The organism is Oceanibium sediminis, from assembly GCF_003265325.1.
Classification (GTDB): domain Bacteria; phylum Pseudomonadota; class Alphaproteobacteria; order Rhodobacterales; family Rhodobacteraceae; genus Halovulum; species Halovulum sediminis.
This window is the reverse complement of the sequence record NZ_QGNX01000005.1, coordinates 105,317-131,095: the sequence shown is the minus strand read 5'-3', so window position 1 is coordinate 131,095 and position 25,779 is coordinate 105,317. Positions and strand designations below refer to the sequence as shown.

The following is a 25,779-nucleotide window of genomic DNA, read 5'->3' as shown; positions in this document are numbered from 1 at the left end:
GTCCCCCTTATTCAGGATCGGCGATGACGGATTGCTTCTGCTGGCCGAGCCCTTCGATCCCCAGTTCCACCACGTCGCCCGGACGCAGGTAGCGCGGCGGCTTTTGGCCCATGCCAACCCCCGGGGGCGTCCCGGTGGAGATCACGTCGCCCGGCTGCAACGACATGAAGCGGCTGAGGTAGCTTACCAGGTGCGCCACGCGGTAGACCATCGTGTCGGTGGAGCCGTCCTGCATGGTCTGGCCGTTCACGGTCAGCCACATCTTCAGGTCCTGGGGGTCGGCGACTTCGTCCCGCGTGACCAGCCAGGGGCCGATCTGGCCGTAGTTGTCGCAGCTTTTGCCCTTGGTCCACTGGCCGCCACGCTCGATCTGGAAGGTGCGTTCGGACACGTCGTTGGTCACGGCGTAACCTGCGACGTAGTCCATGGCGTCGGCTTCATCCACGTACTTGGCGCGCTTGCCGATGATGACCGCAAGCTCGACTTCCCAGTCGGTCTTTTCGGAGTCGCGGGGGATGATGATCGGGTCGTTCGGCCCGCAGATCGCGCTGGTGGCCTTCATGAACATCACAGGCTCGGCGGGGACGTCCATGCCGCTTTCGGCGGCGTGATCGGCGTAGTTCAGGCCGATGCAGATGAACTTGCCGGTCCCGGCCACGCAGGGGCCGAGGCGGGTGTCTGCGGGCACGGCGGGCAGCGTGGACAGGTCCGTCGCGGCGATCTGGGCGAGGCCTTCGTCGGACAGGGTCGCGCCGGAGATGTCGGGCACCACGCCGGAGAGGTCACGGATCGTGCCCTCTGCATCCAGGATACCGGGTTTTTCCGCCCCTTCGGGGCCAAATCGAAGCAGTTTCATGTCAGTCTTTCCTCAGGTGTTTGCCCAGCCGCCATCGATGATATGGGCCTGGCCGGTGGTATAGGCGCTTTCGTCGGATGCAAGGTGCACGACGAGCGCGGCGATTTCCTCGGGTTTGCCGATGCGCCCGATGGGCTGGCGCGCGATGAAGGCGGCGCGGGCGGCCTCGAAGTCGCCGGTATCGTGGAGGCGCTGCTCCAGCGAGGGGCTTTCGACTGTGCCCGGGCAGATCGCGTTGCAGCGCACGCCCTTGGTGATGAAGTCCGCCGCGATGGCTTTCGTCATGCCGATGACGGCGGCCTTGGTGGTGCCATAGACGAAGCGGTTCGGGGCCGCGATCACGGAGGACGCGACGGAGGCCATGTTGATGATGGAACCATTGCCCCGTTCGATCATGGCGGGCAGGAACGCGCGGTTCATGCGGTACATCGCGGTGACGTTGAGTTCGTTGGAGAAGGCCCACTGATCCTCGTCACAGTCGAGGATCGTGCCGTTGGCGACGAAGCCCGCGCAGTTGAACAGCACGTCCACGCCGCCCGTCGCCTCCAGCGCGGCGGCGATGGAGGCGGGGTCGGTCACGTCCAGCTTCAGGGTCTTCAGCCCCTGCCCCGCCAGTTCGGCCAGAGCGGCGTCGTTCACGTCCGTGGCGTAGACGGTCGCGCCCTCGGCCTGCATGGCGAGGGCCGAGGCGCGCCCGATGCCCTGCCCGGCGGCGGTCACGAGGCAGGTTTTTCCAGAAAGTCGGTTCATTGGTCGTCCTATGTCGTTTCGGCCGTGGGATCGGCCGGGTGGTCGTTATCGGGGCCGCGAGGCCGGGGTCAGTCGTGGTGGAAGACTTCTTCCATCATCGCCCACCACTCGCCTTCCGCACGGCTTTCGAGCGGCTTTTGGATCGGCATGCAGATGTCCCACCATTCCTGGGTCATCGGGTCGGCGGCCATTTTCGCGGCGTCGGCGGCGAAATCCTCGCCGTGGTATTCCCAGTAGCCGAACAGCAGGTTTTCCGGCTCTCGCAGGAAGATGGAGTAGTTGCGGATGTTGCAGGCCGAGATCTGTTCCAGGATTTCCGGCCAGACCTCGGCGTGGAGGCGCTTGTACTCGGGGATCTTTTCGGGATCGATCCCGATGACCATGCCCATGCGTTCCATGCCTTAACCCTCCAGTGTTGCGCTGAGGCCGGGGATGGCGCGCGCACCGATCGCGTCCCAGTCCCAGGCGATGCCAAGGCCGGCGGCGGTCGGCGCCTGTGCGCGGCCATCCCGGATATCGACCCGCGAAGTGATGATCTCGTCCAACTGGGGGATGTATTCCAGCAGCGGCGCGTTCGGGACCGCGCAGGTCAGGCTGACGTGCAGTTCCATCAGGAAATGGGGGCAGATCGAAACGTTGAACGCCTCGGCCATGTGGGCGACCTTCAGCCAGGGGGTGATGCCGCCAATGCGGGCCACGTCGGCTTGCACGATGGTACAGGCATTCATGGCCAGGTAGTCCTTGAACTGGCTGAGCGAATACATGCTTTCGCCCACGGCAATCGGCACCGGCGAGGCGGCAGTGAGCTGCGCGTGCGCGCCCACGTCGTCGGCGGGCATCGGTTCCTCGAACCAGCCGATGTCGAATTCCGCCAGCATGTCCGCGCGGCGGCGCGCTTCGGACAGGGTGAAGGACTGGTTGGCGTCGACGAGGATGTGGTAATCCGGGCCGACAGCCTCGCGCACTGCTTTCAGGCGGGCACGATCGGCGGCCATCGAGGGCTTGCCGATCTTGATCTTGGAGCCTGCAAACCCCTTTTCCTGCATCGCCAGTGCGTCGGCCACAAGGTCGGTGGTCTCGATATGCAGCCAGCCGCCTTCGGTCGAGTAGACGCCGACACTGGATTTCGCCCCGCCCGCCATGCGCCAGAGCGGTTGCGCGGCGCGCAGGCAGCGCAGATCCCAGAGCGCGGTGTCGATGGTGGCCAGCGCAAGCGAGGTGATCGCCCCGACGGCGGTGGCGTGGGTGGACATCAGCAGGTCCCGCCAGATGCCCTCGATCTCCTCCGCGTCGCGGCCGATCAGCTGGGGCAGCAGGGTTTCGCGCAGCAGGCTGACGACCGCCGGGCCGCCCGCGCCGATGGTATAGCTGTAGCCGGTGCCCACGGTGCCGTCCGCATCGGTAAGCCGCAGGATCGGCGTTTCCTGGCTGACGAAGGACTGGATCGCATCTGTCCGGGTGACCTTTGGAACAAGGTCCACCATCAGGATTTCCGCCTTGGTGATCTTTGCCATCAGTCGAGCCTCACCGTTTTGCCGCTTTCGGCGTCGAAGATATGGGCCTTGTCCATGGCCAGGTCGAATTCCAGCGTCTCGCCCGGCAAGACGTTGCGCGGGCCGAACATCTTGCCCTGGGCTTCCTGCCCGGCGATCGTGGTGTAGAGGATTGTCTCGGTCCCCAGCGGTTCAGAGAGGATGATGTCGAGCGCGACGCGCGCGCTGTCCCCGGCTTCGGCGATGCCGTGGCCCACGGGGGTCAGGTCATCGGGGCGCAGGCCGAAGATGACCTCCTGCCCCTCGCGGACACGGTCCTTCAGGCGGGCGGGCACGGGCACGGACTTGCCGTCGCTGAAGACGACCGTGCCGTTCTGAACCGTGGCGGGCAGCAGGTTCATGGGGGGCGAGCCGATGAAGCTGGCGACAAACGTGTTCACCGGATGGTTGAACACGTCCATCGGGGTGCCGACCTGTTCGATATGGCCGTCCTTCATCACCACGATGCGGTCGGCAAGCGTCATCGCCTCGACCTGGTCGTGGGTGACGTAGACCACGGTCGTCTTGACCTTCTGGTGCAGCTTCTTGATCTCGGTCCTCATCTGCACGCGCAGTTTCGCGTCGAGGTTTGACAGCGGCTCGTCGAACAGGAACGCTTCGGGGTGGCGCACGATGGCGCGGCCCATGGCGACGCGCTGGCGCTGGCCGCCCGAAAGTTCCGCCGGTGTCCGGTCCATCAGCGCGTCGAGGCCCAGGATATCCGCAGCTTCATCAACGCGCCGCTTGATCGTGGCCGCGTCCTGCTTGGCGATCTTCAGCCCGAAGCCCAGGTTCTCGCGTACCGACATGTGCGGGTAGAGCGCGTAGTTCTGGAACACCATCGAGATGTTGCGCTTGCGCGGCGGCAGGTCGTTCACCACCTCCGGCCCGATGGAGATGGTCCCGTCCGAGATATCCTCCAGCCCGGCGATCATGCGCAGGGTTGTGGACTTGCCGCAGCCCGAAGGGCCGACCAGCACGACGAATTCGTTGTGCGCGATATCCAGGTTGATGCCGTGCACGACCTCGACCTTGCCATATCGCTTGACGACGTCTTTGAGAGTGATTTCTGCCATGGGTTATCCTTTGACGCCGCCGAAGGTCAGGCCGGCGATAAGATGTTTCTGCACGAGGAAGGTCAGGATCAGCGCCGGGATGATGATGATCACCGCCATGGCGGACATGCCCGCCCAGTCGATGGTGAACTGCGCGGTGAAATCCATGAGCCCCACGGGCAAGGTCTTGCTGTCGGTCGAGCGTGTCAGGTTCGACGCCAGCGCGTATTCGTTCCAGCTGGTCAGGAAGGCGAAGATGCCTGCACTTGCGATGCCGGACTTGGCCAGCGGAAACTCGATCTTCCAGAACGCCTGCCAGCGGGTGCAGCCATCGACCTGGGCGGCCTCGGACATTTCCTTGGGGATCTGGCGGAAGAAACCGTCGATCAGCCAGATGGTGAAGGGCACGTTCAGCGCGACATAGACGATGATCAGCCCGAGCTTGGCGTCGATCAGGCCGATGCGGCTCCAGATCATGAAGACGGGCAGCGACAGGGCGATGCCCGGCACGGTGCGCGACAGCATCAGGCCAAGGAACATGCCATTCTTGAATTTGAAGCGGTAGCGCGCGAAGGCGTAGCCCCCCGACATGCCGATCAGCAGCGCGACCGCGGTGGAGGTCAGCGCGATGATCAGCGAGTTCATGAAATAGGCCGGAACCGGGATCGCCACCTGGTCCACGCCGACGCCGAAGATCTTAGCGAAGTTCAGCAGGCTGGGGTTTTCGGGAATCCAGACCGGGGGTTTTGCCAGCACTTCGCCGTTCGGGCGGAAGGCGGTCAGCACCACCCAGAGGCCGGGCACGCACATGACGACCATCAGGATGAAGGTCAGCACCCACAGTCCGATGGCCCCGAGGCGTTTCTTGAGGGCACCATTCATCATGCCGCTCCTCCCATGTATTTGCGGGCCGCGATCAGCTTGGTGAAGAAGTAGTAGGTGAAGGCGATGGACAGGATGATCGAGACATAGGCCATGGCGTTGGCCTGCCCCATGCGCGCGTTGTCATAGCCGGTGCGCGCGATCAGCGTCCAAAGCAGCTCCGTCCGCCCCGCCGGGCCGCCGCCGGTCATCACATCCACGATGTCATAGGCCCGCGCCACGTCGAGCGAGCGGATGGTCATGGCGATGAAGACGAAGGGCATCAGGAAGGGCAGCGTGATGTGACGGAACACCTGCCAGGGCGTGCAGCCGTCGACCTTCGCCGCCTCCAGCGGGTCGCGGGGCATGGCGAACAGGCCGGCCAGCAACAGGATCGCGAAGACGGAGGTGCTCATCCAGACCTCGGCGAAGATGATCGCGAAGTTGGCCAGGTACTTGTCCACCAGCCAGGGGATCGCCCCGTCGCTGAGGCCAAGGGATTGCAGGGCGTTGTTCAGGATGCCGATGTTGTCGTTGAACACGAACTTGAACTGGTAGCCGACCAGAATCGGCGAGAACATCATCGGGAACATCATGATCGTGCGCAGCGTCCGCTGGCCCCAGGTGATCTTGTTGATCAGCAGAGCGATGCCAAGGCCAAGCAGGAATTCCACGTTCAGCGCGATTGTGAGGAAGATGATCGTGCGCCCGAAGGCGGACCAGAAGTCACCGTCGCTGAAGATCCGCTCGTAGTTGCGCAAGCCCACCCATTGATACAGGCTTTCAGGCCGAATCAAGCGGTAGCCAGTGAAACTGGTGTAGAGCGAGAAGAGCAGCGGTAGCAGCACCACGAAGACCAGCGTCAGGATCGCCGGTAGCAGCAGGATATAGGGCGTATACTTTTCACGCTGCCAGAATGGTGGGGGTTTGTTCGCCATGTTTTCCATGCCGCCTTTTTGGATCGTGCCGGGAAAAAAGGTGCGGGCCGTGACAGCCCGCACCAGTCGGGGAGGAGAGCTTACAGGTAGCCTGCGTCTTCCATGACGATCCGGGCATCCTCGGCCGCCTCGTCAAGGGCCTCCTGGGGCGTCATCTCGCCCAGGATCGCGGCCTGGAGGCGGGGCCAGATCTCGTTCGAGACCTCGATCCAGGGCGCGATCAGCGGCGGGGTGAAGGCGTCTTCGGACATGGACAGCTGGTAGGTGTCGAACACCTCGACCAGGAAGTCGTTGCCATCGGCGGCGAACTTTTCCTTGGCCGCGTCCCAGACCGAGGCGCGCGTCGGCAGAAGGCCGGTGCTGGCTTCGATCATCTGGCTTTCGTGGTTGGTCAGGAAGGTCACGAAGGACGCCGCCGCCTCGACGTTGTCACAGGTCGAGGTGATGGAGAACGTGTGGCTGCCCGACCAGCCCGCGCGAACGCCCCCGTCGCCCATGGGCGCGCGGACAAGCCCGACATCCCCGGCGATCTTGGAGTTCTCGGGGTCGTTGAAGAAGGCGGCCCAACCGGCCCAGTCCAGGTTCATCGCCACGGTGCCCGAGGCAAAGCCAAGGCCCGTATCATCCCAGAGGTAGTTCAGCGCGCCGGCCGGAACGGCTTGCGCGTCATACAGATCCTTGAACCATTGCAGGGACTTGACGCCCGCTTCGGAGTTGAAGGTGGGTTCCCAGTTTTCATCGAACAGCTGGCCGCCGTTGGCCACCAGCATTTCATAGAACCGCCCGGTGATCGCCTCGTCCTTGCCGACGAACTGCGTGCCGTAGAAGCTGGGCGCATCGGCGAAGAACATCGCCATGTCCTTCATCTGGTCCCAGGTTTCGGGCGGGGCCAGGTCGTAGCCGTATTCCGCCTTGAAGGCGGCCTTGTTGTCCTCGTCCTCGAAACGCGACTTGATGTAGTAGAGGTTCGAGATGTCCGAGTGCCGGGGCAGCTGCACGAGGCGGCCGTCCACGGTGGAGTTCTTCAGCGCGAGTTCCTGGAACTCGGCCAGGGTTTCCTCGCCGATCACACCATTCAGGTCCATGTAGATCGCACCGTACTGCGGCGCGAAGCTGGTGTGGTTGGAGCCGACGCACCAATCAAGGGTGCCCGCGGCGATGTCCTGCTTGATCTCGCGGTCCAGCTCGAAGTGGTTCTTGCGGCTGAGCACGTCGACGGTGGCGCCGGTCATGGCCTCCCACTCGCTGATGCGCGCGTAAAGCGGTTCGTACTGCGCGCCGCCGATCAGCTTCACGCGCAGCGTGTAGTCGGCGAAATTGCCGTAGTCCACGTCCTCGGCCATCGCGCCGGTGGCGGCGATGCCGCTGAGCGCCGTGGCGGCAAGCAGCTGTTTCAGTGTCGTTCTGATCATGGTTTCCTCCCTTGGATGGTTGACCGTTATTGCTTTGGGGCGCGCGGCAGGAACGGGGCGAGGACGCTTTCGGTGTCCTGCCCCAGTTCGGGCGCAGCGCGTCCGGATTTCAGGGTCGATCCGTTGATGCGGATCGGGGCGCGCAGGGCCGCCAGGTTGACGGTGCCGTTGCGCGTGATGGTCTGTTCCAGGTCCAGCAGCTTGTAGGCCTCGCTGGCGCGCAGCTGCTTCCAGTCCAGCACCTCGGCGCACCAGATGTCGGCGGGTTGCAGAACGGACAGCCAGTCCTGCGTGGGCCGGGTTTTCAGCTGATTGGCGAGCGTGGTCTTGATCGCGTCGCGCTGTTCCATCATGGCGGTGGGGTTGTCGTAATAGGGTTCCAGCCCCGCCACGCCCAGCAGATCCGCCAGCGTCTTCAGCGAGGGCGTCATCGCCAGCGCAAGGAAGCCGTCCTGCGTTTCGTAGACCCCGTAGGGCGCGCCGAGGTAGGCGTGCGCGCCGTTCACCGCGCTGCGCTGCGGCAGGCGCTGACCGTCGTTCAGGTGGGTGGACAGCACCTCGAACTGGAAGTCGATCATCGCCTCCAGCAGGCTGGTCTGCACGTGGGCGCCACGGCCGTGGATGCCCCGCCCGACCAGTGCCGCAAGGATGCCCTGCGCCAGTGCGCCGCCTGCCAGCATGTCCGCCACCGCCAGCCCCATGGGCATGGGCGCGTGATCCGCATTGCCGGTCAGCCAGAGCAGCCCCGAGCGCGCCTGCGCCAGCAGGTCCTGCCCGGGCAGGTCCTTCCAGGGCCCCTCCTCGCCGTAGCCGGAGATCGAGCCGTAGACGATGCGCGGGTTGATCGCGGCGACGTCCTCGTAGCCGAAGCCCTGCCGCTCGATCACGCCGGGGCGGAAGTTCTGGATCATCACGTCGGCGGACTTGAGCAGCTCGACCAGCGCGGCGCGGTCATCGGGATTGCGCAGGTCGGCGGTGATGCTTTCCTTGTTGCGGTTGATGGCGTGGAACAGGGAATTGTCCCCGTCGATATCGGTGGGCGAAAGGTACAGGTTCCGGCACAAATCACCCGCGCCGGGGCGTTCCACCTTGATCACCCGTGCACCAAGGTCCGCCAGTTTCAACCCGCAGAGCGGGCCGGACAGGAACTGGCTGAAATCCACGACCAGCAGGCCATCGAGCGGGCGTTCGTTTTGCGGCAGGACGTTCATGCGCGGCTGTCCCGGTAGGCGGCGTCGAGCGCGTCGAGCGTTTCGGTGATCCCCGCCTCGCCCCGCAGGCAGCGGTGCAAGATGTCCCCGCCGCGATCCTGGAAGCCCATGTATCCGTCATAGCGCGGGCGCAGCCAGGATGTTTCCAGCGTTTTCCGGGTGTTGCGGAAGAAATCTCGTGCAGCGGCGTTGGTGTGATCGGACTCCCACGCCACGGCGTTGGCGGGCTGGCCGCCCGCATCGAAGAACAGAGTGCTCTGGCACTCTGCCCCGGCGATCCAGAAGGCGTAATCGGCGGCGACCTCAAGGTGCTTGCACTGGCTGGAGATCGCGATGCCCGTGCCCCCGATGACGGTGCCGCGCGGGCCGTTGTCACCCACGCCCGGTGCATCCGCGAAGATCAGCGGGAAGCGGCAATAGCCGTCGCGGCTGTAGTTCGTGTAGCCATAGCCGAAGGGGCAATAGGCCGGGGCGTCCAGCATGCGGCCCATCCATTCCGCCACGCCGATAGGATCGAGCGTCAGGCAGCGGGGATCGACCTTTGCGGCAAGCTCGACCAGCATGTCCAGAACCTGGCGCGCGTCGTCCCGATCCATCAGCTGGTCGGGCGCTTCGGCCACGCTCATGTCCTGGTTGCGGGCAAGGCCGAAGAAGCACATCAGCGTGTTGATCGGGATCAGCGCCGCCGCGACGCGGCCCTTCGCGGCCAGGTTCATCACCGCGTCCCAGCGCGTGGGCGCGCTGTCCAGCAGGTCCGGCCGGAAGGAGGCGACGGGCGTGGCCGCATCGATGGCCAGCCCCCATTGATGCCCGTCGAAATTGTAGGACGGGTGGGACAGGCCGACGGACTGGGCGGCCAGCGTCGCAAGCTCCTCGTCGCGCCCGAGGGTGTCGAACGCGACCAGCTGCCCCGACCCGGCCACCTCGCCCACATGGGGGTGGTCGATGACCATCAGATCGTAACGCCCCGCCATTTCCCCGATCGGGCGATCGGCAAATGCCTGGAGAGAGCGTTTCTCCCAGATGATTTCAACGCCGGGATTGTCCTTGGCGAATTGGGCGGAGGTCGCCAGCATCGGGTCCACGCCCCGGCTGTGGTCCCATGTCATGCCGCGCAGGGTGATCTTTTCAGACATCGCTTTCCCCCTTGGGGGCGCGATAGAGCGCGGTCATCAGGTGTTCGCAGTAGAGTACCAACTCGCCATTTCCCTTGTAGATGGAGTAACTGACCCGGACCTTGCCCATGCGGTCGTCTTTCGGTTCCTTGGACAGGTTTTCCCGGATCGTGTAGATCGTGTCGCCGATGAACACCGGCTTTATGAAGCGCAGCCGGTCATAGCCGTAGGAAAACGAGTTCAGGCAGTTCGTCGCCGCAAGGCCCAGGCCGTAGGAAAACACCATCGCGCCCGCGACCAGCCGCTTGCCGAAATGGCCCTCGCTCTCGGCGAATTCCCGGTCACTGACATAGGGGTGGTGGTCCATCACCAGGCTGTTGAACAGCATGGATTCGCCTTCGGAGATGGTGCGCCGGATCGAGCGGATCCTGTCGCCCACCTCGAAATCCTCGAAGTACCAATCCTCTGAATTCCAGACCGGAATCTCTGCGTGATCCTCCGGCAGACCCGGCAAGCCGCGTTTGTGAATCCCGATCTCGGCCAATGTTCCCCCCTCCCAGTGGTTGCAAGATGGGTAGCATTGGCTATTTTCATTTGTCAAATTCTTTTGTAAATATGAAAGCGCCAGAACGGCGAAGGGGGGAGTCGCATGGAAATCAGCCAGTTTTTCGAGGATTATGAGCCGGGCGCGCAGCGCCGGACCACGGGGCGCACGATCACGGAAACGGATTTCGTGGTTCACGCGGGGCACACGGGGGACTTCTTTCCCCACCACATGGACGCGGAATGGTGCGCCACCCAGCCCTTCGGCCAGCGCATCGCCCATGGGACCATGACCTTCGCCATCGGCGTCGGGCTGACCGCGACGCAGATCAATCCGCGCGCCTTCACCTACGGCTACGAGCGGCTGCGCTTCCCCACCCCGGTGCATATCGGGGACACGCTGCACACCACCGTCACCATCGGAGAGATGACCCCCGACACGAAGCGCCCGAGCCATGGCCGAGTGGTCGAGATCACCGAGACGAAGAAGCAGGACGGCAGCACGGTGATGTACTGCGAGCATATCCTGATGGTCGAAAAGCGCGGGGCGGCGGCATGATCCAGGACCTGCCCCAAAGCTGGCCCGCGCCCACCACCCCGAAGCCCATCGTCATCGTCGGCGCGGGGGGCATCGTGCGCGACGCGCACCTGCCCGCCTATGCCAAGGCGGGGCTGAGCGTGTCCGGCGTGACCGACATCGACGCGGAGCGCGCGCAAAGCCTGGCGGCGGATCACGGCATCAAGGACGTGTATGACAGCGTGGCGGACGCCGTCGCGGCCTGCGGCACGGAGGTGATTTACGACATCGCGGTGCCGCCCCATGTCATCGAGGATATCCTTCAGGCCCTGCCCGACGGCGCGGCGGTGCTGATCCAGAAGCCCATGGGCGCGGACCTGGAACAGGCGCGCGCGATCCGCCAGATCTGCCGCGACAAGTCGCTCAAGGCGGCGGTCAACTTCCAGCTGCGCTTTTCGCCCATGATGATGGCCGCGCGCCAGACGATCGAGACGGGGCTGATCGGCGAGTTGCTGGAGATCGAGGTCCACCTCAACATCTTCACCCCCTGGACGCTGTTTCCCTTCCTGATCCCGATGGAGCGGGTGGAAATCGCGGTGCACTCGATCCACTACCTCGACAGTATCCGCGCGCTGGCGGGCAACCCCGAGGGGGTCTTCGCCCGCTCGCTGCGCGACCCGCGGGCGCAGGATTTCGCGCAGACGCGCACCTCGGTCATCCTGGATTACGGGAACACGTTGCGCGGGCTGATGTCGATCAACCACAACCACCAGGCGGGGCGGAAGTTCCAGTCCGCGTGGTTCCGCATCGAAGGGTCCGACGGGGTGATGATGGTCAAGCTGGGGGTCTGTTTCGACTACCCCAACGGCGAACCGGACGAGCTGTGGTACTGCAGGAACGGCGGCGAATGGGAGCAGGTCCCGCTGGAGGGCAGCTGGTTCATCGACAGCTTCATGGGCACGATGCGCAACCTGCAACGCTTCGACGCGGGGGAGGACGATCACCTGTTCGCGGGCGTCGAGGACGCCTTTCAGACCATGGCGCTGGTCGAAGCCTGCTTTGACAGCATGAAACGCCCGGCTATTCCCCTTGACCTGGGCTGACCTCGGGCGGGCGCCCGCCAAGCGCCTTGCTCAACATGGTGGCCGTGGTGACCAGCTCGTCCTTGCACTGCTGGAAGGTGACGGTGTCGCCGATCCGCTCGATATGGGGCACGGTCAGCGCGGCGACGGCGCGCCCGGAATGGTCGAAGATCGGCAGGGAGATGTTCACGACGCCCTTCACGACGAAGCTGTCGCGCACCTCCATACCCGCCGCCCGGATCTGGGCCAGTTCGTCGAGCACCTGGGACGCGGGGCTTTCTTCCGGCAGGGGGACGTCCTTCATCAGCTGGGTGATTTCCTGTTCGGTCTGGTAGGCCACGATGACCCGCCCCGAGGACGCGCGCCACAGGTCGATCCGCGCCCCGAGCCGCACCGACATCACGTTGTTGCCCGGCGAGTGGGCCTGCCCGATGACCAGCACCGCGGATTTGCTGAGCACCGCAAGGTGCGTGGACTGGTTGATGCGGGCCGACACCTCGTTCATCAGCGGCATGGCGGCGGCGGTCAGGCGGCCGACGATGGGAATGCGGTTCGCGACCTCGAAGATATAGGTGGTCAGCACGTAGCGGTCCGAGCGCGGATCCTGCGCAACGAAGCCCCGGTCCACCAGGACCATGAGCATGCGGAAGATCTCCCCGACCGTGCGATCAAGCCCGCGGGCGATCTCGGACTGGGTCAGCCCGGCCTCCTGCTTGGACAGCAACTCTATGATATCAAGCCCTTTTTCCAATGCAGGGGCGGAGTAGGTGGGTTTGGGCTTGGCGGTCATGGGGTCATCTTGAATGGCAACATCAGGCCGCGAACCTACGCACTGGGCCGTGAAACTGCAATTTCTATCGACCGGCGTATCCGTCGCGATCCCCGCTTCGCCCCGCGCCGTCGCGCGGGACGCCCCTTCACCGGGACAGGGCGGCACGCCCCCTGCCCCACGCCTTCAACCTGATCAAACCTTGGATATGACCATGACCGATACCATCACTGAGCGCCTTGGCTCCTGCTACACCGGGGTCGTGCACGACGTTCTGCGCGATGTTGGCGTCAACGACTGCCTGCTGCCCTCTGAACTGCGCCCGCTGCTGCCCGAAAAGACGATCTGCGGCCCCGCCTTCACCATCGAGGGCCACCCCGACGAAAGCGTCAGCGTGGACGACACGCTGCTGGCCTGGACCGGCCTTCTGTCCAAGGCGCCCGGCGGGCACATCTGGGTCTGCCAGCCGAACACCCACAACATCGCGCTGATGGGCGAGCTGTCCTCGGAAACGCTGCAGATGAAGGGCATCCCGGGATGCGTCATCGACGGCAAGATCCGCGATTCCGAGTTCATGGTGAAGAACGGCTTCCAGAACTTCCACAACGGCTTCACCCCGCGTGACATTCCGGGCCGCTGGATTCCCATCTCCTCCGGCCAGCCGATCCACATCGGCACGGTGATGATCGAACAGGGCGACTACATCCTGGGCGACCGGGACGGGCTGGTGCGCGTGCCCCGCGCCATCGCCGAGGATATCGCCGACCGCGCCGTGACCGCCATGCACACGGAAAACAAGGTGCGCAGCGGCATCATGGGCGGGATGGACCCGCAGGACGCCTACCTGAAGTACCGGAAATTCTGATGCGGCTTAAGGGTCTGCATATCAGGGCCTGCGCGGCCGTGAACACGACCGGGGACGTCGGCCTGAAAGGACAGGCCGGCGGCGCCCGGCATGAATTCCTGGTCTACACGCTGACCACCGAATGCGGGCGCAGCGCGTCGATGTTCGGCTTTGCGGGGGCCAGCGCGCTCGGCTCTGCCTACCTGGCGAAATCCCTTGAGCCGCTGCTTGTCGGGCGCAACGTGCATGAGCGCGAGGCGCTCTGGCACGATTTCCGCAAGCGCGACCGGCTGTGGGGGCATCTGCCGATCTATACCTGGGGACCGATCGACACCTGCCTCTGGCTGCTCGCGGCAGAGGCGGCGGAGCTGCCGCTGTTCCGCTACATCGGCGCGGCGCGCGACGCGGTGCCGGTCTATGCCAGCTCGATGTTCCTGCACGAGGCCGAGGACTACGTGGCCGAGGCGCTGAGCATCCGCGAGGCGGGTTTCGCCGCCTACAAGCTGCACCCGCCGGGGCGCGACATCGCCCATGACATCGAGATTCACAAGGCGGTGCGCGACGCCGTCGGCCCGGATTTCACGCTGATGAGCGACCCGGTCGCCACCATGACCCTGCCCGAGGCGCTGGCCTACGGGCGCGCGCTGGAGGGGCTGGACTACACCTGGTTCGAGGAACCCATGGGCGACGAGTGCATCCCCGCCTTGCGGGAGCTGACGCGCCAGCTGGACATTCCCGTCGTCGGGACCGAGGTGCTGGCCAAGCATCCCTACAGCCTGGCGGACGTGGTGGCGCGCAACGTCGTGGACGTGATCCGCGCTGATGTCAGCTGGTCGGGCGGCGTGACCGGGGTGCTGAAGTCGGCCCACCTGGCCGAAGCCTTCGCCATGAACTGCGAGATCCACACCGCGATCTTCCACCCGCTGGAGCTGGTGAACCTGCACCTCTGCGCGGCGGTGCGCAACTGCACCTACCTGGAGCTTCTGGCCCCGGTCAGCGACTTCGCCTTCGGGCTGAAGGGCGGGCTGCCGATCGAGAACGGCATCGCCACCCCGCCCGAAGAGCCGGGGCTGGGCCAGGACCTGGACTGGGACCTGATCGACAATTCCACACAGGAGAGCCTGTAACGATGGATACCCCTACCTCACCCACCGCCGGCGTGCTGCTCAGGCTGCACGCGGCGGACAACGTGCTGGTCGCCACCGGGCCCGTCGGCCCCGGGCCGACCCCGGTTTCCGGGAGCGGCACGCTGGAGCTGCGCGCGAAGGTGACACTGGGCCACAAGGTGGCCGCAGAAGCCATCGCGGCGGGCGCACAGATCATGAAATACGGCGTGCCCATCGGCTCGGCCACGGACCAGATCCCGGCTGGCGCGCATGTCCATGTGGACAACATGAAGAGCGACTACACCCCCACCTACGCGCTGGACGCCACCGCAGGAGGAGACAGCTGATGCAGGGATACCTCAGAAAAGACGGGCGCAAGGGCATCCGCAACTACGTTGCCGTCGCCTACCTTGTCGAATGCGCCCACCATGTCGCGCGCGAGATCGTGCACCCCCACCGCGAGGACGGCGCGCAGGTCATCGGCTTTCCGGGCTGTTTTCCCAACGTCTACGCCCAGGACATGATGGAGCGCCTCTGCACCCACCCCAACGTGGGCGCGGTGCTGCTGGTCTCGCTGGGCTGCGAAAGCTTCAACCGCTTCCAGCTGTCCGAGGCGATCGAAGCCAGCGGCCGCCCCGTGGAAACCATCGTGATCCAGCGCACGGGCGGCACGCGCAGTTCCATCGCGGCGGGGCAAGACTGGGTCGCGGCACAGGTCGAGGCGCTGAAGGGCCAGGAAACGGTGCCGATGGGCGTGGACGAGTTGATCGTGGGCACGGTGTGCGGCGGCTCTGACGGGACGTCGGGGATCACCGGCAACCCGGCGGTGGGGCTGGCCTATGACCGGCTGGTCGCCGAGGGCGCGGCCTGCATCTTCGAGGAGACGGGCGAGCTGATCGGCTGCGAGGCGATCATGGCCGCCCGCGCCCGCACGCCAGAGTTGGCCGAGGAGCTGACCCGTTCCGTCGAGAAGGCGGCGCGCTACTACGCGACGCTCGGCTTTGGCAGTTTCGCCGCCGGGAATGCCGAAGGGGGCCTGTCCACCATCGAGGAAAAGTCCATGGGGGCCTATGCCAAGTCCGGCTCCTCGCCCATCGACGGGCTGATCAAGCCGGGCGACATCCCGCCGCGCGGCGGGCTCTACCTGATGGACGTGGTCCCCGATGGAGAGGTCCGCTACGGCTTTCCCAATATCGCCGACAACGCCGAGATCGTTGAGATGATCGCCTCGGGCGCGCACCTGACACTGTTCGTGACGGCGCGCGGCTCTGTCGTGGGCTCGGCGCTGGCGCCGGTCATCAAGATCTGCGCCAACCCCGAAAGCTATGCCCGCCTGTCCGAGGACATGGACGTGAACGCCGGGCGCATCTTGTCGGGCACGCCCCTGGCGGAGGTCGGCGAGGAGATCTACGACCTGACCCTTGCCGTGGCGGATGGCCAGAAGACCAAGTCCGAAGCGCTTGGCCATGCCGAGTTCATCCTGACCTACAAATCCTTCGAACCGATCGGCCCAGCCTGCCTGCCGGGCTGAGCCACACAGAAACCGTCTCTGGAAGAGAGGGGGGAAAGTCCCGGCATTGCTGGTCGCCAGCCGCCGGGGCGCATAAGCGGTGGGCCCATGTGCGTGGGCCGACCAATACAAGCGGGCATACATACCCGCAGATCAATGGAGTAAAGAATGACGACTACAAACTGGATCCGCCCGTTCCTCGGGGCCTCTGCAATTGCAATGATGGCGCAGACCGCCATGGCGGAAGAATGGCGCCTTGGCCATATCCTGCCCCCCGACCACCCCGGCAACCGCGCGCTTGAGGCCGCCGCCAGCGAAATCGCCGAGCGCACCGAAGGGCGCGTGGACATCAAGGTCTTCCCCGCTGGCCAGGTTGGCGGCGCCAAGGAAGTGCTGACCGGCATGACCATCGGCACCCACCACATGGCCTTTGACGGGGCCGGCATCCTCAGCCAGTGGACGTCCGAGCTGGGCGCGCTGGAAGCGCCGTTCCTTGCCAAGGATTTCGCCCACCTCGAACGCCTGATCGACAGCGACAAGGGCGGCGAGCTGGTTGACAAGCTGCGCGAGGATCACGGCATCCGCCTGCTGGACGTCTGGTACTACGGCACCCGCCACATGACCAACAACGCGCGTCCCATCGAAACCGTGGCCGACATGGAGGGCCTGAAGGTCCGCGTGCCCGAAGTCGCGCTGAGCCTAGAGTTCATCAAGGCCCTGGACGGACGCCCCACGCCGATGGCCTTCCCCGAGCTCTACCTCGGGCTGCAGACCGGTGTCGTCGATGGCCAGGAAAACCCCCTGCCCACGATCGACGCGGCCAAGTTCTACGAAGTGCAGGACCACCTTGCGCTGACCGGTCACCTGGTGCAGTTCGTCGCGCCGCTGGTGGCCGAGGACGTCTGGCAGCGCACCTCGGAAGCGGATCGCGCCGTGGTCATGGACGTGCTGCAGGCGGCGGGTGACGCCTACAACCAGTCCATCGTCGCGCTGGAGGCCGAGCTGGTCGAAGGGCTGGCCGGGAACGGCATGCAGGTCACCAACCCCGACCGCGAGGCGTTCGCCGAGGCCGTGGAAGTCATCTTCCCCGCCTTCGAGGATGCCTGGGGCGCGGGGACCTACGAGGCGCTTTCCGCCGTCGAGTGACCGGCACGGCGTAACCGCCGACCAATGGAAACCATCGCACGCAGCCCCCGGCGGGGCTGCGTGCTTTCCCGTAGAAGAAGCCCGAACAAGAAGGACCTGAGAGCCCGTGAAAACACTCCACAGATTAGAGGACCTGTTCCTGGTCACGCTGTTCCTGGCGGCCCTGCTCGCCCTGACCGCGCAATTGGGCAGCCGGTATTTCCTCGACTACCAGTTCCCCTGGACAGAAGAGCTGGCGCGGTTCCTGTTCACCTGGATCGTCTTCCTCGGGGCCGCGAACGTCATGCGCCACAGCGGGTTGATCGCGGTGACGCTGATCCCTGACAGGATGCCGGACGGGCCGCGCAACATGCTGGCGATCTTCATGCACCTGCTGGGCGGGGTCTTCTTCCTCATCCTTGTATGGGTCGGGATCCAGCTTTGCCTGAAGGTGGCGGGTCTGCCGACCATCGCCATGGGCATCTCCTCGGCCTTCGAATACGGCGCGGTGCCCGCGGGTGCTGCGCTGATGGCGCTGCGCTCTTTCGGTGCGGCGCTGAGAATCTGGCGTCACGGCCTGCCCCGTGACACCGCTGCAACCCTGATGTGAGGCGATTGATATGGGAATGATGCTGGCGGTCTGGATGGGGTTGCTCATCCTTGGAATGAGCGTGGCGCTGACACTCGGCGTCGCCTCGCTTTACCAGCTTATGCAGGACGGCACGCCCCTTGCGGTGATGGCGCAGCGGATGACGAAGTCGATCTCGGATTCCTTCCCGCTACTCGCGGTGCCCTTCTTCATCTTTGCGGGCAACCTGATGAACACCGGCGGCGTGACTGAGCGGATCTTCGGTTTTGCCCGCGTTATGGTCGGGCATTTTCGCGGCGGTCTGGGCCATGTGAACGTCATGGCCTCGGTCATCTTTTCGGGGATGTCGGGCTCGGCGCTGGCGGATGCGGGCGGCCTTGGCAACATGGAGATCAAGGCCATGCGCAACGCTGGCTATGATCCGGGCTTTTCGGGCGCGGTCACGGTCGCGTCCTGCGTCATCGGGCCGATGATTCCGCCCTCGATTCCCATGGTGCTTTACGGGGTGCTCGCGGATGTCTCCATCGGGCGGCTGTTCCTGGGCGGCGTGGTGCCGGGGCTGATGACGGCGCTGTCCTTGATGATCCTGATTTCCTGGTTCGCAAAGCGGCGCAACTATCCCCGTGACCCGGTCCCGACGTTCCGCGAAGTCCGGGTGTCCTTCACCCGGGCGATCCTGCCGATCATCACGCCGGGCATCATCATCGCGGGGATCGCCTTTGGCTTCTTCTCCCCCACCGAGGCGGCGGTGGTCGCATCGCTCTACGCCCTTGTCCTGTCGATGGGGGTCTACCGCGAGATGACGGTGTCGGACCTGGTCAAGGTGGTGCTGGACACGGTGCGCATGACGGCGACGGTCTGCCTGATCGTGGCGACGGCGAGCGTCTTCGCCTGGGTGCTCGCGGCGCATCAGACGCCGATGAAGCTGGCGGCCGGGTTGCTAACGCTGTCGGACGATCCGCTGACCCTGCTGTTGCTGATCAACGCGGCGATCCTGGTCGCGGGCTTCTTCGTGGAAGGCCTCGCGATCATGATCCTGGTGGTGCCCGCTCTGGCGCCGACGCTGGTGGCGGCGGGGATCGACCCGGTGCATTTCGGCGTGGTCTTCATCTTCAACCTGATGATCGGGCTGATGACCCCGCCGCTGGGCGTCGGGCTGTTCGTGGTCTCGGGCGTCTCTGGCATCAAGTTCGAGACGCTCGCCCGCGCCTCCGTCCCGTTCCTGCTGCCGCTGGTGGCGGTGCTGATCCTGCTGATCGTGCAGCCCGCCTTCGTGACCTGGCTGCCGGACCTGGTGCTCGGCCCGCGCTGAGGGCGCAGATAATCGGGGATGCAGCGGTCATCGCACCGGTGCATCCCGCCCCAGCATTGCCAAGGGCGCATGGACGCACAGAACGCGCGGCGCTAAGACCTGAACAAAATCGTGAGCATGGGAAACGGCGTGGGAAAGCCCGCGCCAGACAGCCCCGACTTGGACTCCCCATATCGGGCAACCCATTGAAAACAAGGCTGGTACCCGAGGCCGGACTCGAACCGGCACGCCTTGCGGCGGGGGATTTTGAATCCCCTGCGTCTACCATTCCGCCACTCGGGCCTTGCCGGACCGGATTAGCCGCACTGCTTCGGCGCGTCAATGGCCCGCGGCACGCTTGACGGGCTGCGGGCAGCGTGGGAGAGGACATGGGACCCATTCAGGACCCCCCATGCTGCGACGCCTCTATGACAAGACGCTGGCCCTGGCCGACACGCCCCATGCGCTTTGGGCGCTGGCGGCGGTGGCCTTCATCGAAAGCTCGGTCTTTCCGATCCCGCCCCACGTGATGATGATCCCCATGGTGCTGGCCGCGCCGCAGCGGGCCTGGGTGATCGCGCTGGTGTGCACCTCCGCCTCGGTCGCGGGGGGCGCGCTTGGCTATTGGATCGGCGCGGCGGGGCTTGAGACGATCGGCATGCCGGTGCTGGAATTCTACGGCAAGGCCGAGAAGTTCGCCGAGTTCCAGGCCCGCTTCAACGAGTTCGGCGCCTGGGCGGTGCTGTTCGCGGGGATCACGCCGTTTCCCTACAAGGTGATCACCATCACCTCAGGCGCGACGGGGCTGGATTTCACAACCTTCATGACGGCTTCGGTCATCGCGCGGGGGATCATCTTTTTCGTGCTCACCGGGCTGCTGTGGAAATTCGGCCCGCCCATCCGCGACTTCGTGGAAAAGCGTTTCGGACTGGTGACCATCGCGATATTCGGCCTGCTGATCGCGGGTTTTCTGGCTGTGAGGTATCTATGAGCAACTGGCGCCTGCGCGGCTTCGCCGCCGCCCTTGGATCCGCCGCGCTGCTTGGCGGCGCACTGGCGTTTCAACACATCGGAGAGTTGCCGCCCTGCAAGCTGTGCTACTGGCAGCGCTATCCGCACATGGTCGCCATCGGGATCGGGGTGCTGTTGCTGCTCGTCCCCCTGCCCGCCCTTGCGCTGCTTGGCGCGCTGGCGGCGGCGACGACCATGGGCATCGGCATCTACCACGTCGGGGTCGAGCAGTTCTGGTGGGAAGGCCCCAACACCTGCACATCGGGCAGCACCGTGGGGCTGAGCCCAGCCGAGGCGCTGAACCAGATCATGGCCGCCCCGGTGGTGCGCTGCGACGATATCGCGTGGTCGCTGATGGGGATTTCCATGGCGGGATGGAACGCCATCGCCTCGGCCCTTCTGGTTCTATTGTGGATCGGCTGCTGGCGGCGCGCGCAGCAGGGCTGAGGCCGCCCGCCGGGCGCTGAGCCGCGCATCGCTGGCGCGCGCGGAGGCGATGCGGCGCAGGGTTAGCGCGCTTTATCCAGGCCACCCCGAAAGACATCGCCGTCCGCACCAAGCCTCACCAAATCGCCGCCGCGTGGGGGCGCGCCGGCGATGCGCGGCGGGGCTGACGCCCCTTGGCTCCGCGCGGGTCAGGCGCTTTGGCGACTATGCGCGGCCAGCACCAACAGCCCGCCTGCGATCGCCCAGTTCTTGACGAAGATCGACATCTGCCAGGGATCGTCCGGCACCAGGTGAAACAGGCTGGTCCCGGCGCAGTACGCCGCCGCCAGCAGGGCCGCCGGGCGCAGGTAGCGCCCCGAGATCAGCGAAACGGCAATCGCGACATTGAACAGAAGCGCGGGCCAGACCAGCACACCGGGCAGCCCCATGCCCTGAAGCAGGGACATCACCGGCGCGGGGTCCAGCGCCTTTTGCACCGTTCCGGCCAGGAACAGCGCCGCCAGCAGGTACCGCCCGAGCAAAACTTCCCAGGTCAGGCGTCCAGCTCCGCGTCCCAGTAGAGGTAGTCCATCCAGCTTTCGTGCAGGTGGTTGGGCGGGAACTTGCGCCCGATGTTCTGCAGCTCCATCGACTCCGGCTCGCGCGGCGGTTTGCGCAGGTGCATATTGGCCTGTTTCAGCGTCTTGGAGCCCTTGCGCAGGTTGCACGGCCCGCAGGCGGCGACGACGTTCTGCCATGTGGTGCGCCCGCCGCTGGCGCGCGGGATCACGTGGTCGAAGGTCATCTCTCCCTTCGAGCCGCAGTACTGGCAGCTGAATTCATCACGCAGGAACAGGTTGAAGCGGGTAAAGGCGGCGGTGCGCGCCGGGCGCACGTAGTCGCGCAGCACGACGACCGAGGGGATGCGGATCTCCATCGAGGGGGAGCGCACCACCTCCTCGTACTCCGAGATCACGATGACCCGGTCGAGGAAGGCCGCCTTCACCGCCTCTTGCCAGGGCCAGAGCGAGAGCGGCAGGTAGCTGAGCGGGCGATAATCCGCGTTCAGCACCAGCGCGGGATGGTCCCGGCTGCCGGGTGGCTGACGTATGAAGCTCGGTTGCGTCGCGGTCTGCATAGTGACTCGTACCCCTGTCCTGCCCGGCCCTCAAGGCTTTCGCGGACGGGACGCGCCCGTCCCTGATGACTCAAACTATATCTCGGGTTTTTCTCCGCGCAACACTCAACATCATGCGGGTGGCCCAAGATTTGAGCGGAAGGCTAGCGCAATCGCCTGTCAGTTTTGTGACGGGCTGCTAAGGTTGAATTTACGCCGCTTTGGGCGTTGGACAAGACGGAAGTTGGTAATGAGACCCGACCCGACCGCCCTGACGATCCTCGAAACCTCGCTCTACGCGGGGGATCTTGCGGCGGCGGAGGCGTTCTATGCCGGCGTCCTGGGACTTGAAGTTGTGCTCAGAAAGCCCGGACGACACGTGTTTTTCCGGGTTGGCCGCGCCATGCTGCTGGTGTTCGATCCCACCGCCACGGCCGAGGCGGTGGACGAGGTTCCGACCCATGGCGCAAAAGGGCCCGGCCATATGTGTTTCGCCGCCGCCGAGCCGGAGTTCAGTGCCTGGAAGCGGCACCTGGAAGGCCACGGCATCCCCATCGAGGCGGAAATCACCTGGCCCACCGGCGCACGGTCTTTTTACCTGCGGGACCCTGCGGGCAACTCCGTGGAGTTCGCCGAGCCCCACCTTTGGGGCGCTCAGCCCTGATCTTCGCCCAAGGCCGCGCGTATGAAGCTGAGCGCAAGGCCCAGCCCGTCGGGGGCGATTCCATGGGCGGTGCCCGGGCTGGTGTGGGTGGAGACGTCAAACCCCGCCCCGCTCAGCGCCGCCGCCGCTTCGCCCATGGAGGCGTGGGGCACCACTTCATCCTGGTCACCGTGGATCAACAGGACGGGCGGCTTGCTGATGGCTTCCGCCGCCAGTTGGCCGGGCATCATCAAGCGGCCCGAAAAACCGACGATCGCCGCGACGGGCTCAGGGCGGCGGGGGGCGACGTGCAGGCTCATCATCGTGCCCTGGGAAAAGCCGACCAGCACCGTGCGCTCCGCGCCAAGGTCGGTATCGGTTGCCAGCGCGTCCAGCCAGTCGTTCAGGCTTTGCGCAGAGGCGATCATGCCCTGTACCGCTTGTTCCTGGGAGGAGCCGTCCATGTGCGGGATCGGGAACCACTGGTAGCCCATCGGGTTCAGACCGCACCGCGCGGGCGCGTTGGGGGCGAAGAAGGCGGCATTCGGCAGATGCGGGGCCAGCGGTTCGGCCAGGCCGATCAGGTCGTTTCCGTCGGCACCATAGCCGTGCAGAAAGACGATGTTGGACGTGGCCTTGCCCGATTGGGCGGGGCGGCTGGGGCCGGTCAGCGTGGTCATGAGCGTATTCCTTCGCGCGATTTCACGCAGGCGTAGTATTGCCAAAGCAGCGTGGCGGCAACCGTGCGCCAGGGGCTCCAGGCTTCGGCCATGGCGCGCAGGTCCTTTTCGCGGGGCCGCTCGGGCAGGTCGTGGGACAGGCGCACCGCTTCCTGAAGCGCGAGGTCCCCGGCGGCGAAGACGTCGGGGCGGCCAAGGGCGAACATCGCGTAGATTTCCGCCGTCCAGCGCCCGATGCCCGGCACCTCCGTCAGGGTCGCGATGACCTCGCCCTCCTCCATGTCGTGGAGCGCCTCGAAGGGGATGCCGCTTTGGGACAGGGCCAGCGCGTAGCGGATCTTCTGGCGTGACAGGCCGCAGGCGCGCAGGTCCTGCTCGGTCGCGGCGGCGACCTTGTGTTCCTGGACCAGGTCCGCCGCTTCGAGCCGCCCCCAGATCGCCGAGGCCGAGGCGACGGAAACCTGCTGCCCCACGATGGCCGACAAAAGCGCGCCGAAACCCGCCTCGCGCCGGCGCAGCGCCACGGGGCCGGTCACCTTCGCGGCGGCGGCAAGGGCCGGATCCTGCGCGCTGAGCCAGGCCACGCCGCGCGCCACGTCCTCCTCAGTTTGCAGCTTCCCTTTGGTCAAGTCGCCCCCCAAATCCTTGTGCTGGACTTTAGGCGGTGCCGGTGGCAATTCAAACCCATGTCGACAACAGATAATATTGCCCGGCGCAACGTGCTGGTCCTTGTCTGCGCCCAGGCGATCCTTGGCGCGCAGATGCCGATCAGCTTCGTTCTGGGCGGCCTGTCGGGCCAGGTTCTGAGCCCGGACAAGTGCCTTGCAACGCTGCCGATTTCGGTGATCGTCCTGACCACGATGCTGACCGCCCCCTGGCTGTCCAACGTGATGCAGTCCCACGGGCGGCGCACGGGCTTCCTGATCGGCGCGCTTGGCGGGACCATCGGCGGTATTCTGAGCGTGGCGGGGCTGTACCTGGGCTCATTCGCGATCTTCCTGCTCGGCTCTGCCGGGACCGGGGTCTACATGGCGGCGCAGGGGTTCTACCGCTTTGCCGCCGCCGATACCGCCAGCCCCGAATTCCGGCCCAAGGCGATTTCCTGGGTGATGGCGGGCGGGCTGCTGTCGGCCGTCTTCGGGCCGCAGCTGGTCAAGCTGACCGACGGGCTGACGGACCCGGTGCCCTTCGCGGGCGGCTACATGATCATCATCGCGCTGAACATCGTCGGCGCGGGCATCTTCTTTGCGCTGAAGATCCCCAAGCCCCCCGCCCCCGAGGACGGGGCCGCGCCGGGCCGCACCCGGGGCGAGCTGTTGCGGGACCCCAAGATCCTGGTCGCGATGATCTGCGCCATGGTCTCGTACGCGCTGATGAACCTTGTCATGACCTCCACCCCGCTGGCCGTTGTGGGCTGCGGCTTCACCACGGCCCATGCGGCGGATATCGTGTCGGCCCATGTGCTGGCGATGTTCGCGCCGTCCTTCTTCACCGGCAACCTGATCGCGCGCTTCGGCTCGAAGCCGATCATCGCGACGGGGCTGGTCCTGCTGGCCATCGGCGGGCTGGTGGCGATCAACGGGGTCGAGCTGTGGAACTTCTACGTCACGCTGATCCTGCTGGGCCTGGGCTGGAACTTCGGCTTCATTGGCGCCACGACCATGCTCTCCAACGCCCACACCCCCGAGGAGCGGGGCCGCGTGCAGGGCATGAACGACTTCGCCGTCTTCGGCATGGTGTCCGTGGCGTCGCTGAGCTCGGGCTTCCTGATGAACTGCTCGGGCGGCTCACCGGTGGAAGGCTGGACGGCCGTGAACATCGCGATGCTGCCGCTCTTGTTGTTGGCGGGCAGCACGCTGATCTGGTTCGCCTTCAGCGGCAAGGAACAGCGGGCCTGATCGGGGGCAGCCCGCCCACTCGTGGGCGGGCGTTTTCTCGGCGGGCCGTTCCGCCATCAATGACTGGTTTTCTCTGACAGGCTTGAGGGCTTAGAACCGGCCCGTCGCGGCCAACCGCAGGCGGGTGAAGCGCTTGCGGAATTCCGAGCGTACGGCCCCGTCCCCGGCAAGCGCCGCGGCGGGGGCATTGCGTGCCGCGGTAAGGATCGCCTCCGCCTCGCTTCCCGCAAGCAACGCGGGGCGTAGCGCCTTGCGGACGGGCCAATGCGCCCCGGTACGCAGATCGGCAAGCCGGTCCTGCGCCTCAAGCGCCAGTTGGCTGACCTGGTCTTCGGGCGCGTCCGACTCCGGCAAGGGTTTCGCCCCGGCGGCCTGAAGTGCGGGCAGCGCCTCGACCAGGCGCGCGGCGGCCTGCACCGTGCCAAGCGCGCCGAGCGTCGCGGCCTCCGCCTCCGACGCGCCAAGCACCCCTGCCCCGAGCGTGGTCAGCGCGCCGCCGGTCTGTTCGAGATACCGCCACACCGCCTCACGCGAGGCGGGCGCTTCGCGGGCGATGTCACCGACACGCGCATCAATGATCCGCTCGAAAAGCGCGCGGGGCAGATCGTGGCTTTGGATCACCTCAGCCAACGGCGTGACCACCTCATGGGCGCGCGGGGGCTTGCCGGTGTAGATCTCCTCCACCGCGTCGCGCCACCATTGCAGGCGCATCTGGGCGATCAGCGGTTCCTGCGTGACCCAGGGCGCGCGCGCCACTTCCAGGTTGAACGCGCCGAGCACCAGCAACGCGCCCCGCCCCGGCAATGGCGCGGCCATGGCGGCGCGGAACCTGTCGGGATCGGCGCGCAGCACTTGCGCGGCGCAAAGATCGATGCTCATGCCCGGCCCACCCCGGTAC

At 65.8% G+C, this 25,779-nt stretch carries 30 protein-coding genes and 1 tRNA gene; 13 read left to right on the top strand and 18 right to left on the bottom strand.

Features of this window, described 5'->3' with window-relative positions:
- Positions 1 to 7: 7 nt before the first annotated feature.
- The 11 genes from DJ029_RS13970 to DJ029_RS13920 form a co-directional block, all read right to left on the bottom strand.
- Complete coding sequence (locus DJ029_RS13970) at positions 8 to 856, bottom strand: fumarylacetoacetate hydrolase family protein (protein WP_112323098.1); 849 nt, start codon at positions 854 to 856, stop codon at positions 8 to 10.
- 12 nt (positions 857 to 868) lie between these two features.
- On the bottom strand, positions 869 to 1,606 hold the full coding sequence (locus DJ029_RS13965; protein WP_112323097.1) for an SDR family oxidoreductase: 738 nt from the start codon (positions 1,604 to 1,606) through the stop codon (positions 869 to 871).
- Positions 1,607 to 1,674: 68 nt separating this feature from the next.
- On the bottom strand, positions 1,675 to 2,004 hold the full coding sequence (locus DJ029_RS13960; RefSeq protein ID WP_112323096.1) for an L-rhamnose mutarotase: 330 nt from the start codon (positions 2,002 to 2,004) through the stop codon (positions 1,675 to 1,677).
- Positions 2,005 to 2,007: 3 nt separating this feature from the next.
- Positions 2,008 to 3,120, bottom strand: a complete 1,113-nt coding sequence (locus DJ029_RS13955; protein WP_112323095.1) for a mandelate racemase/muconate lactonizing enzyme family protein — start codon at positions 3,118 to 3,120, stop codon at positions 2,008 to 2,010.
- Positions 3,120 to 4,214, bottom strand: coding sequence for an ABC transporter ATP-binding protein (locus DJ029_RS13950; protein ID WP_112323094.1), 1,095 nt, complete (start codon positions 4,212 to 4,214; stop codon positions 3,120 to 3,122). The genes DJ029_RS13955 and DJ029_RS13950 overlap by 1 nt, the downstream gene beginning before the upstream one ends.
- A 3-nt stretch (positions 4,215 to 4,217) precedes the next feature.
- The gene (locus DJ029_RS13945; protein WP_112323093.1) at positions 4,218 to 5,078 is read right to left on the bottom strand and encodes a carbohydrate ABC transporter permease; all 861 of its coding nucleotides are present in this window, start codon (positions 5,076 to 5,078) and stop codon (positions 4,218 to 4,220) included.
- Complete coding sequence (locus tag DJ029_RS13940; protein ID WP_112323357.1) at positions 5,075 to 5,992, bottom strand: carbohydrate ABC transporter permease; 918 nt, start codon at positions 5,990 to 5,992, stop codon at positions 5,075 to 5,077. The genes DJ029_RS13945 and DJ029_RS13940 overlap by 4 nt, the downstream gene beginning before the upstream one ends.
- A gap of 80 nt (positions 5,993 to 6,072) precedes the next feature.
- Entirely contained in the window at positions 6,073 to 7,404 is a 1,332-nt protein-coding gene (locus DJ029_RS13935) for an ABC transporter substrate-binding protein (RefSeq protein WP_112323092.1), read from the bottom strand.
- 26 nt (positions 7,405 to 7,430) lie between these two features.
- On the bottom strand, positions 7,431 to 8,615 hold the full coding sequence (locus DJ029_RS13930) for a CaiB/BaiF CoA transferase family protein (protein ID WP_112323091.1): 1,185 nt from the start codon (positions 8,613 to 8,615) through the stop codon (positions 7,431 to 7,433).
- Positions 8,612 to 9,751, bottom strand: a complete 1,140-nt coding sequence (locus tag DJ029_RS13925) for an ABC transporter substrate-binding protein (protein WP_112323090.1) — start codon at positions 9,749 to 9,751, stop codon at positions 8,612 to 8,614. Before DJ029_RS13925 ends, DJ029_RS13930 begins: the two co-directional genes overlap by 4 nt.
- Positions 9,744 to 10,274 carry a MaoC family dehydratase gene (locus tag DJ029_RS13920; RefSeq protein ID WP_198671160.1) on the bottom strand — a complete coding sequence of 177 codons (531 nt, stop codon included), beginning with the start codon at positions 10,272 to 10,274 and terminating at the stop codon, positions 9,744 to 9,746. Before DJ029_RS13920 ends, DJ029_RS13925 begins: the two co-directional genes overlap by 8 nt.
- A 105-nt stretch (positions 10,275 to 10,379) precedes the next feature.
- Here DJ029_RS13920 and DJ029_RS13915 point away from each other — a divergent pair, with 105 nt between their 5' ends.
- A complete protein-coding gene (locus DJ029_RS13915) occupies positions 10,380 to 10,832 on the top strand; it encodes a MaoC family dehydratase (RefSeq protein WP_112323089.1) in 453 nt (150 codons plus the stop codon).
- A complete protein-coding gene (locus tag DJ029_RS13910; protein ID WP_112323088.1) occupies positions 10,829 to 11,893 on the top strand; it encodes a Gfo/Idh/MocA family protein in 1,065 nt (354 codons plus the stop codon). Before DJ029_RS13915 ends, DJ029_RS13910 begins: the two co-directional genes overlap by 4 nt.
- Here DJ029_RS13910 and DJ029_RS13905 read toward each other — a convergent pair.
- Positions 11,871 to 12,662 carry an IclR family transcriptional regulator gene (locus DJ029_RS13905; RefSeq protein WP_112323087.1) on the bottom strand — a complete coding sequence of 264 codons (792 nt, stop codon included), beginning with the start codon at positions 12,660 to 12,662 and terminating at the stop codon, positions 11,871 to 11,873. The two genes, DJ029_RS13910 and DJ029_RS13905, sit on opposite strands and share 23 nt — an antisense overlap.
- Positions 12,663 to 12,855: 193 nt before the next feature.
- On the opposite strand from DJ029_RS13905, the gene DJ029_RS13900 reads away from it, so the two are divergent.
- From DJ029_RS13900 to DJ029_RS13870, 7 genes are all read left to right on the top strand, one after another.
- The gene (locus DJ029_RS13900) at positions 12,856 to 13,506 is read left to right on the top strand and encodes an RraA family protein (protein ID WP_112323355.1); all 651 of its coding nucleotides are present in this window, start codon (positions 12,856 to 12,858) and stop codon (positions 13,504 to 13,506) included.
- The gene (locus tag DJ029_RS13895) at positions 13,506 to 14,612 is read left to right on the top strand and encodes an enolase C-terminal domain-like protein (protein WP_112323086.1); all 1,107 of its coding nucleotides are present in this window, start codon (positions 13,506 to 13,508) and stop codon (positions 14,610 to 14,612) included. Before DJ029_RS13900 ends, DJ029_RS13895 begins: the two co-directional genes overlap by 1 nt.
- 2 nt (positions 14,613 to 14,614) lie before the next feature.
- A complete protein-coding gene (locus DJ029_RS13890) occupies positions 14,615 to 14,938 on the top strand; it encodes a UxaA family hydrolase (protein ID WP_112323085.1) in 324 nt (107 codons plus the stop codon).
- On the top strand, positions 14,938 to 16,122 hold the full coding sequence (locus DJ029_RS13885; protein ID WP_112323084.1) for a UxaA family hydrolase: 1,185 nt from the start codon (positions 14,938 to 14,940) through the stop codon (positions 16,120 to 16,122). Before DJ029_RS13890 ends, DJ029_RS13885 begins: the two co-directional genes overlap by 1 nt.
- A 147-nt stretch (positions 16,123 to 16,269) precedes the next feature.
- Positions 16,270 to 17,247 (top strand): sialic acid TRAP transporter substrate-binding protein SiaP, encoded by a 978-nt coding sequence (locus tag DJ029_RS13880; RefSeq protein ID WP_112323083.1) that lies wholly within the window; start codon positions 16,270 to 16,272, stop codon positions 17,245 to 17,247.
- Between the two features lie 106 nt (positions 17,248 to 17,353).
- The gene (locus DJ029_RS13875; protein WP_112323082.1) at positions 17,354 to 17,836 is read left to right on the top strand and encodes a TRAP transporter small permease; all 483 of its coding nucleotides are present in this window, start codon (positions 17,354 to 17,356) and stop codon (positions 17,834 to 17,836) included.
- 10 nt (positions 17,837 to 17,846) lie between these two features.
- Positions 17,847 to 19,127 (top strand): TRAP transporter large permease, encoded by a 1,281-nt coding sequence (locus tag DJ029_RS13870; protein WP_112323081.1) that lies wholly within the window; start codon positions 17,847 to 17,849, stop codon positions 19,125 to 19,127.
- A 198-nt stretch (positions 19,128 to 19,325) separates the two neighbouring features.
- Here the strand turns inward: DJ029_RS13870 and DJ029_RS13865 are convergent.
- Positions 19,326 to 19,409 (bottom strand) — tRNA-Leu (locus DJ029_RS13865).
- A 109-nt stretch (positions 19,410 to 19,518) separates the two neighbouring features.
- On the opposite strand from DJ029_RS13865, the gene DJ029_RS13860 reads away from it, so the two are divergent.
- Positions 19,519 to 20,097, top strand: a complete 579-nt coding sequence (locus DJ029_RS13860) for a YqaA family protein (RefSeq protein WP_112323080.1) — start codon at positions 19,519 to 19,521, stop codon at positions 20,095 to 20,097.
- Positions 20,094 to 20,564 (top strand): disulfide bond formation protein B, encoded by a 471-nt coding sequence (locus DJ029_RS13855; protein ID WP_112323079.1) that lies wholly within the window; start codon positions 20,094 to 20,096, stop codon positions 20,562 to 20,564. The genes DJ029_RS13860 and DJ029_RS13855 overlap by 4 nt, the downstream gene beginning before the upstream one ends.
- Before the next feature lie 188 nt (positions 20,565 to 20,752).
- Here the strand turns inward: DJ029_RS13855 and DJ029_RS13850 are convergent, their stop codons facing one another.
- On the bottom strand, positions 20,753 to 21,085 hold the full coding sequence (locus tag DJ029_RS13850; RefSeq protein WP_112323078.1) for a DoxX family protein: 333 nt from the start codon (positions 21,083 to 21,085) through the stop codon (positions 20,753 to 20,755).
- An 11-nt stretch (positions 21,086 to 21,096) separates the two neighbouring features.
- Entirely contained in the window at positions 21,097 to 21,681 is a 585-nt protein-coding gene (locus DJ029_RS13845; RefSeq protein ID WP_112323077.1) for an HNH endonuclease, read from the bottom strand.
- 229 nt (positions 21,682 to 21,910) lie between these two features.
- Here DJ029_RS13845 and DJ029_RS13840 point away from each other — a divergent pair, with 229 nt between their 5' ends.
- The gene (locus DJ029_RS13840; protein ID WP_112323076.1) at positions 21,911 to 22,324 is read left to right on the top strand and encodes a VOC family protein; all 414 of its coding nucleotides are present in this window, start codon (positions 21,911 to 21,913) and stop codon (positions 22,322 to 22,324) included.
- Here the strand turns inward: DJ029_RS13840 and DJ029_RS13835 are convergent.
- Both DJ029_RS13835 and DJ029_RS13830 read right to left on the bottom strand, forming a co-directional pair.
- Positions 22,315 to 22,983 (bottom strand): alpha/beta hydrolase, encoded by a 669-nt coding sequence (locus tag DJ029_RS13835; protein ID WP_112323075.1) that lies wholly within the window; start codon positions 22,981 to 22,983, stop codon positions 22,315 to 22,317. The two genes, DJ029_RS13840 and DJ029_RS13835, sit on opposite strands and share 10 nt — an antisense overlap.
- On the bottom strand, positions 22,980 to 23,612 hold the full coding sequence (locus tag DJ029_RS13830; protein WP_112323074.1) for a DNA-3-methyladenine glycosylase family protein: 633 nt from the start codon (positions 23,610 to 23,612) through the stop codon (positions 22,980 to 22,982). The genes DJ029_RS13835 and DJ029_RS13830 overlap by 4 nt, the downstream gene beginning before the upstream one ends.
- Positions 23,613 to 23,669: 57 nt before the next feature.
- Between DJ029_RS13830 and DJ029_RS13825 the strand changes: the two genes are divergently transcribed.
- Positions 23,670 to 24,881, top strand: coding sequence for an MFS transporter (locus tag DJ029_RS13825; RefSeq protein WP_112323073.1), 1,212 nt, complete (start codon positions 23,670 to 23,672; stop codon positions 24,879 to 24,881).
- Positions 24,882 to 24,971: 90 nt separating this feature from the next.
- Here the strand turns inward: DJ029_RS13825 and DJ029_RS13820 are convergent, their stop codons facing one another.
- Positions 24,972 to 25,760 carry a squalene/phytoene synthase family protein gene (locus DJ029_RS13820; protein WP_112323072.1) on the bottom strand — a complete coding sequence of 263 codons (789 nt, stop codon included), beginning with the start codon at positions 25,758 to 25,760 and terminating at the stop codon, positions 24,972 to 24,974.
- Positions 25,761 to 25,779: the final 19 nt, after the last annotated feature.

Bases quoted from the DNA above. Each gene is read 5' to 3' on its own strand.
- DJ029_RS13970 (WP_112323098.1), bottom strand. From the start codon at position 856: ATGAAACTGCTTCGATTTGGCCCCGAAGGGGCGGAAAAACCCGGTATC.
- DJ029_RS13965 (WP_112323097.1), bottom strand. From the start codon at position 1,606: ATGAACCGACTTTCTGGAAAAACCTGCCTCGTGACCGCCGCCGGGCAG.
- DJ029_RS13960 (WP_112323096.1), bottom strand. From the start codon at position 2,004: ATGGAACGCATGGGCATGGTCATCGGGATCGATCCCGAAAAGATCCCC.
- DJ029_RS13955 (WP_112323095.1), bottom strand. From the start codon at position 3,120: ATGGCAAAGATCACCAAGGCGGAAATCCTGATGGTGGACCTTGTTCCA.
- DJ029_RS13950 (WP_112323094.1), bottom strand. From the start codon at position 4,214: ATGGCAGAAATCACTCTCAAAGACGTCGTCAAGCGATATGGCAAGGTC.
- DJ029_RS13945 (WP_112323093.1), bottom strand. From the start codon at position 5,078: ATGATGAATGGTGCCCTCAAGAAACGCCTCGGGGCCATCGGACTGTGG.
- DJ029_RS13940 (WP_112323357.1), bottom strand. From the start codon at position 5,992: ATGGCGAACAAACCCCCACCATTCTGGCAGCGTGAAAAGTATACGCCC.
- DJ029_RS13935 (WP_112323092.1), bottom strand. From the start codon at position 7,404: ATGATCAGAACGACACTGAAACAGCTGCTTGCCGCCACGGCGCTCAGC.
- DJ029_RS13930 (WP_112323091.1), bottom strand. From the start codon at position 8,615: ATGAACGTCCTGCCGCAAAACGAACGCCCGCTCGATGGCCTGCTGGTC.
- DJ029_RS13925 (WP_112323090.1), bottom strand. From the start codon at position 9,751: ATGTCTGAAAAGATCACCCTGCGCGGCATGACATGGGACCACAGCCGG.
- DJ029_RS13915 (WP_112323089.1), top strand. From the start codon at position 10,380: ATGGAAATCAGCCAGTTTTTCGAGGATTATGAGCCGGGCGCGCAGCGC.
- DJ029_RS13910 (WP_112323088.1), top strand. From the start codon at position 10,829: ATGATCCAGGACCTGCCCCAAAGCTGGCCCGCGCCCACCACCCCGAAG.
- DJ029_RS13905 (WP_112323087.1), bottom strand. From the start codon at position 12,662: ATGACCGCCAAGCCCAAACCCACCTACTCCGCCCCTGCATTGGAAAAA.
- DJ029_RS13900 (WP_112323355.1), top strand. From the start codon at position 12,856: ATGACCGATACCATCACTGAGCGCCTTGGCTCCTGCTACACCGGGGTC.
- DJ029_RS13895 (WP_112323086.1), top strand. From the start codon at position 13,506: ATGCGGCTTAAGGGTCTGCATATCAGGGCCTGCGCGGCCGTGAACACG.
- DJ029_RS13890 (WP_112323085.1), top strand. From the start codon at position 14,615: ATGGATACCCCTACCTCACCCACCGCCGGCGTGCTGCTCAGGCTGCAC.
- DJ029_RS13885 (WP_112323084.1), top strand. From the start codon at position 14,938: ATGCAGGGATACCTCAGAAAAGACGGGCGCAAGGGCATCCGCAACTAC.
- DJ029_RS13880 (WP_112323083.1), top strand. From the start codon at position 16,270: ATGACGACTACAAACTGGATCCGCCCGTTCCTCGGGGCCTCTGCAATT.
- DJ029_RS13870 (WP_112323081.1), top strand. From the start codon at position 17,847: ATGGGAATGATGCTGGCGGTCTGGATGGGGTTGCTCATCCTTGGAATG.
- DJ029_RS13860 (WP_112323080.1), top strand. From the start codon at position 19,519: ATGCTGCGACGCCTCTATGACAAGACGCTGGCCCTGGCCGACACGCCC.
- DJ029_RS13855 (WP_112323079.1), top strand. From the start codon at position 20,094: ATGAGCAACTGGCGCCTGCGCGGCTTCGCCGCCGCCCTTGGATCCGCC.
- DJ029_RS13845 (WP_112323077.1), bottom strand. From the start codon at position 21,681: ATGCAGACCGCGACGCAACCGAGCTTCATACGTCAGCCACCCGGCAGC.
- DJ029_RS13840 (WP_112323076.1), top strand. From the start codon at position 21,911: ATGAGACCCGACCCGACCGCCCTGACGATCCTCGAAACCTCGCTCTAC.
- DJ029_RS13835 (WP_112323075.1), bottom strand. From the start codon at position 22,983: ATGACCACGCTGACCGGCCCCAGCCGCCCCGCCCAATCGGGCAAGGCC.
- DJ029_RS13825 (WP_112323073.1), top strand. From the start codon at position 23,670: ATGTCGACAACAGATAATATTGCCCGGCGCAACGTGCTGGTCCTTGTC.
- DJ029_RS13820 (WP_112323072.1), bottom strand. From the start codon at position 25,760: ATGAGCATCGATCTTTGCGCCGCGCAAGTGCTGCGCGCCGATCCCGAC.